The organism is Streptomyces sp. NPDC006265, assembly GCF_040613555.1.
Classification (GTDB): domain Bacteria; phylum Actinomycetota; class Actinomycetes; order Streptomycetales; family Streptomycetaceae; genus Streptomyces.
This window is the reverse complement of record NZ_JBEXSH010001418.1, coordinates 1-1,365: the sequence shown is the minus strand read 5'-3', so window position 1 is coordinate 1,365 and position 1,365 is coordinate 1. Positions and strand designations below refer to the sequence as shown.

Here is a 1,365-nt window from a genome sequence, read left to right as displayed (position 1 = left end):
GAATGATGTGGAGCAGCACTATCAGTGTCACAGTTGCAAACGTGACGTTATTCGGATGCGGCAGGCCGGTCAGCCCGGAAGCGCCGGTGTCACGTCAGCCGCAGCAGTGGCTGATCCCTCAGTGGCGCACGCAGGAGATCCTGCGCGATCGCCTGCTCGAACTGGGCGGAACGCTGGAGTGCGGTGCCCGGCTCATGTCCCTGACGCAGACGGACACGCACGTGACAGCCGAGGTGGCGCAGTCCGACGGCGGTCGTCGTGTGATGACGGTGCCCTACCTGGTGGGCGCCGACGGCAGCCACAGCTCGGTGCGCGAGTCCCTCGGCATCGCCATGAAGGGCGAGGATCGCGGGCTGCGCTCGGCGGTGGTGGCGGACGTACGGGTTCGGGGCCTGGACCGGGATCACTGGCACATCTGGCCCGACGACCCGCCGGGGGAACTGCTGCTGTGCCCGCTGCCGGGAACCGCTGACTTCCAGTTGAACGCCAAGATCACGGGCGATGAGTTCACCGCAACGGCCGAGACCGTGCGCCGTCTGGTCGCCGAGCGGACCCACCTGCCCCCGGACGCCGTCACGGAGGTGGTGTGGAGCTCGTTCTACCGGCCGCGCACCGCGATGGCCGAGCGCTTCCGCCAGGGACGCGTCCTCCTCGCCGGGGACGCCGCCCATCTGCACCCGCCCGGCGGCGGCCAGGGGCTGAACATCGGCGTGCAGGATGCCTACAACCTCGGCTGGAAGCTCGGACAGGTCATCGGCCGCCGCGCCCCGGACACGCTGCTGGACAGCTATGAAGCCGAGCGCCGGCCCGCGGCGGCCGGCGTCCTGGACCTCAGCACCCGCCTGTACCGTGCCGGCCGCAAACCCGAGGACGGCGGACAGTCACGCTACCGGGGGCGGGTCTGCCACCTGCTGTCGGTGCACTACCGCGACAGCGAGCTCTCGACCGACACCCGCGCACTCCGTTCCCCGACGGGTGTCCGGGCCGGTGACCGCGCGCCAGACCTGCCGTGCGTCACGGCCGAGGGCCCCTGCCGGAATCTCTTCGATCTGCTGAGAGGTCCGGACTTCACGCTGCTCGCGGTGAACTGTGCACCGCCCCACGCGACACCGGGCATCCGCATCCATCACGTGACGGGCGGTCCGCTCACCGAGGAACTGGGCACCGGGCTGTTCCTGATCCGCCCGGACCACCACATCGGACTGGCTGCCGACAGCCCGGAGCATGTGGACCGTTACCTGGCACGGGTCGGTCTGCGGAGCAGCGGGACCTAGTGCCGCGGCAGGCAACGTTCGCCCCGTCACGACGCCCGGCACGCTCCCCCACGCTCTCGACTCCGCTCGAGCAGGGGGTACCCCCACTCGC

General features: G+C 70.5%; 1 protein-coding gene. It reads left to right on the top strand.

Annotation, left to right across the window (positions count from 1 at the left end):
* Window positions 1–41: 41 nt before the first annotated feature.
* Window positions 42–1,274 (top strand): FAD-dependent monooxygenase, encoded by a 1,233-nt coding sequence (locus ABZ281_RS49420; protein ID WP_356665395.1) that lies wholly within the window; start codon window positions 42–44, stop codon window positions 1,272–1,274.
* The last annotated feature ends 91 nt before the right edge of the window (window positions 1,275–1,365 follow it).